This window comes from uncultured Anaerococcus sp., assembly GCF_963510575.1.
GTDB lineage: Bacteria > Bacillota > Clostridia > Tissierellales > Peptoniphilaceae > Anaerococcus.
The window spans coordinates 1-3,628 of sequence record NZ_CAUPFR010000135.1 but is presented as its reverse complement, the minus strand read 5'-3'; the positions used below and the strand labels follow the sequence as shown (position 1 = coordinate 3,628).

Here is a 3,628-nt window from a genome sequence, read left to right as displayed (position 1 = left end):
GGGGAAGACCTCTTTGTTCATTTTTCGGATATAATATCTGAAGAAAATTTTAAAAAACTTGAGACTGGAGATAATGTAGAATTTGAAAAAATTGAAGCCCCAAGAGGACCTCAAGCAAAAAAAGTCAAGAAACTATAAGAAAATCCCTCGGATGAGGGATTTTTACTTTACTAAATCGTATGGATATAGGTCAACACCTGGGGCAAGGCTAAGGTTTTTATAGCCTAAATCACTTAGGATAGCCAAAGCCTGTTTAGATCTACCATTGGTCCTGCAATGGACAACAAGTTTGTCATTCTTATCAAGATCAAAGTTATTATCCATAATCTTATCAAGGGGCACATTTACTGCATTTTTTATATGGCCGTTTTTGAACTCTTCCTCAGTTCTTACATCTATAATTTTATAAGAATCGTCAAGTCTTAATAAATAATCACCGGAAATTTCTTTCATAGTCATTTTTCCTCCTTTTTTTATCACTATACTATAAAATTATTTTATTTTGTTTAAAAACCAGCGATTTATGGTAAATAAATATAGAGGTGGATTATGAAAATATTGATTACGGGCTTTGATGCCTTTGGTGGAGAAAAGATAAATCCTGCAAGTCTAATCTTAGAAAAACTTGCAGATGAAATTGATGGAAATAAAATAGAAAAATTAATAATACCTACAGCCTTTTTGAGGGCGGCTGATTTGATTGAAAGAAAAATTGAACAAATAAGGCCTGACATAGTGATTTCACTGGGCCAAGCAGGTGGGAGGACGGACATCACAGTTGAAAGGGTAGCCATAAATATAGCAGACGCTTCAATTGCTGATAACGATGGCAAGAAGCCAATTGATGAAAAAATCAGGTGGGATGGGGAAAATGCATATTTTTCTACTTTACCAATTAAAGCTATTGTAGAAGATCTAAGGGCAGAAGAAATACCAGCATCTGTTTCAAACTCGGCCGGCACCTACGTTTGCAACTTTGTAATGTATAATGACTTGTATTTTGCAAGCAAATACAAAAATATATCGGCTGGTTTTATCCATGTGCCATATTTACCAGCCCAAGTTGTTGATAAAAATGGCCTGGCTTCAATGAGCTTAGAAACAATGGTTAAGGCCGTGGAAATCATAATAAAAACAAGTGCCAACTACAAAAATAAGGAAGATTTGAAAAAGGCAGAAGGGAGGATATGCTAATGCTAGTTAAGATAATTGTTGTTTTATTAATTTTACTTATCCCACAAATTTATTTTTGGATTCAGGATATCCGTTACAAATCGCTTGACATGACAAGTAAGTTTTTTAAAAGAGCGACTGTAAAAAAAGATGATTTCTATGAAGAAATCTATTTAACAAATACGGATGGGTTTGATTCTTTTGTGAGAATCCTTACTTGTGAAAATCCTAAAGCTATAGTTCAGCTAATCCACGGTGTAGCAGAACATTCGGGAAATTACTTGGACTTTGCAAGATTTTTAAACAAAAATGGCTACATAGTCGTTATTGGTGATCACAGGGGCCACGGCAAATCTATTTCTACAGCCTATCCAAATGGCTATATGAAAAGGGCAGAAGAGCTAATTGATGATGAGGTCATGATTGCTAAATACATGAAAAAAGAATATCCGGATCTAAAATATTTCGTGCTCGGCCACTCTATGGGTTCAATGATTGCAAGGTTATTTTTAAGGGAAAATGATGATTTATTAGATAAGCTAATCATAACTGGAACTGTGCCTGTAAATAAGGCGGCAAGACTGGGTGTAAGTTACTATAATCTGGGTTGTTTTTACCTGGGAGATAAGGCTGAAAGTAGGCTTATCGATGCAATTGTAGGTGCAAAGGGTTTAGATTTTATTAGTTATAGTCCACAAAATATAGATATAAAGGCCAATGACCCTCTTAGGATATTTAAGTTTAAAATCGGTTATTCAAAAACCCTTATAGAAGTAAATAAGCTTTTGGGCCAAAAATCAAAATACAAGTGCAAAAATCCAAAGCTTGATATTTACAATATGGTCGGCGAAGATGACATCATAACTAAGGGTGAAAAGGGGATTAAGGATAGTCTAAATTTCTTAAGGGAACTTGGCTATGAGGACATAAAATCTAAAACCTACAAGGGTATGAAGCACGAAATTCTCAACGAAACTAATAAAGATCTTGTTTATCAAGATATATTATCTTATTTTGATGGTGAATAATTTATTAAATTATTAAAATTATTAGTTGAATTACTTTGATAAAAAAACCACATATGTTATAATATAAATATCTAATAAATATAAAGGAGTTTATATGAAAAATACAAAGAAAATTATTGCCTTAAGTTTACTTGCAAGCCTAGCAGTAAATGCTGTAAGCCTTACAAGCCCACAAAGCGCAAGTATTTCCTATGCAAGTACAAAGATTGATTTTGGCATAAAAACACACAAGTTCCAAAGTAAGAGCCAAACTTTTACACTTAAGCAAGACGAAGCTAATAAAGCATCAGCCATTAGAGGTCTTATGCAGATTAGGTCTGATATGTGGGATAAGAATGTGCCATATACTCTTGATTCAAAGTCAAATTCTAAGAATACTAAATTAAGAGATTACCTAAAATCAAAAGGAATAAATTCTAAAGATGAGTATATTAACAGGACTAAATGGTCAACAGATCTTGAAAAAATTGGTATTCAAAGGCTATACGAAGTTAGTTTGACAGGCCTATCTCATACAAGACCTGATGGTAGCGATTGCTCAAAAGCTGTACTTCCAAGTGGCACAAGAACCTATGGTGAAATTTTAGCTAATAATTCTGAGCCTTATACACCAGAAATGGCATTTAATCAATGGGCCTATGGAAAGAGAACTAATTACGGTGGAAAGAGCGAATATCAACTCCTAATTGAATCAAATGGTGTTTATAATAACGGCAATGCTCACCTTCATATAATCTTGGACCCAGAATATGACCGTATGGGACTAGCTATAATTAATTCGTCTGACTTGAATTATGCTGCAGTAGAATTTGGATATGCAGATAAGTCTGGAAGCAAGGCAGTAGGACTTGTTGGTGAATATACAATGGATTTTGGCAAGGCAAAAGCTAAGGCTAATAATAAAAAAGAATCATCTAAGGATACTAGGGCAAAATTAGAAGAAGCTGTTAGAAGAAATAAGATTCAAGTAGAAGCTGCTAAACTCCTACTCAAAATGGCGCCAGAAAAGGTAGCTGGTGTCAAAGGTCAACTTTTGAAACTAATAAAAGAATCAGAAGAACTAATAAAAATTGCAGAAAAGAGTTTGAAATAATATTCATCCCTCAATCCTTAGAGATTGGGGGATTTTTCTAGTAAATTTATTTTTTTGTAGTAAATTATTAGTAAAGAAAGAATAGGGGAGCATATGGAAAAGATTATAGAATTATTACCTATTAACAATGTAAGAAATATAAGTGTATTAGCCGGTGGAGATGTAAATGATACATATAAGCTAGATGCTGATGGAGGTTCATATTTTTTAAAGGTTCACAAAAATAAAGATGCTTCATTTTTTGAATGTGAAAAAGCCGGTCTTAAATTGTTTGAAGAAAATGGGATTTTTGCACCAAGAGCCCTTTCAAGTGGAGATGTAGATGGTTCTGCCT

General features: G+C 33.7%; 6 protein-coding genes. 5 read left to right on the top strand and 1 reads right to left on the bottom strand.

Translation table 11 applies throughout. The features are described from left to right. A partial coding sequence (locus RQ907_RS08080) for a cold shock domain-containing protein (RefSeq protein WP_311492862.1) occupies window positions 1-138 on the top strand: 138 nt, incomplete at its 5' end. 24 nt (window positions 139-162) lie between these two features. On the opposite strand, the gene RQ907_RS08075 is transcribed toward RQ907_RS08080, so the two are convergent. After that, complete coding sequence (locus RQ907_RS08075; protein ID WP_311492861.1) at window positions 163-459, bottom strand: rhodanese-like domain-containing protein; 297 nt, start codon at window positions 457-459, stop codon at window positions 163-165. Between the two features lie 90 nt (window positions 460-549). On the opposite strand from RQ907_RS08075, the gene pcp reads away from it, so the two are divergent. The 4 genes from pcp to RQ907_RS08055 all read left to right on the top strand — a co-directional run. After that, window positions 550-1,194, top strand: coding sequence for a pyroglutamyl-peptidase I (pcp, locus tag RQ907_RS08070; RefSeq protein ID WP_311492860.1), 645 nt, complete (start codon window positions 550-552; stop codon window positions 1,192-1,194). Then, window positions 1,194-2,201, top strand: a complete 1,008-nt coding sequence (locus RQ907_RS08065) for an alpha/beta fold hydrolase (RefSeq protein WP_311492859.1) — start codon at window positions 1,194-1,196, stop codon at window positions 2,199-2,201. The genes pcp and RQ907_RS08065 overlap by 1 nt, the downstream gene beginning before the upstream one ends. A gap of 94 nt (window positions 2,202-2,295) precedes the next feature. Beyond that, the gene (locus RQ907_RS08060) at window positions 2,296-3,294 is read left to right on the top strand and encodes a CAP domain-containing protein (protein ID WP_311492858.1); all 999 of its coding nucleotides are present in this window, start codon (window positions 2,296-2,298) and stop codon (window positions 3,292-3,294) included. A 93-nt stretch (window positions 3,295-3,387) separates the two neighbouring features. Further along, window positions 3,388-3,628: fructosamine kinase family protein (locus RQ907_RS08055; RefSeq protein ID WP_311492857.1), on the top strand; the 241-nt coding region annotated here is incomplete at its 3' end.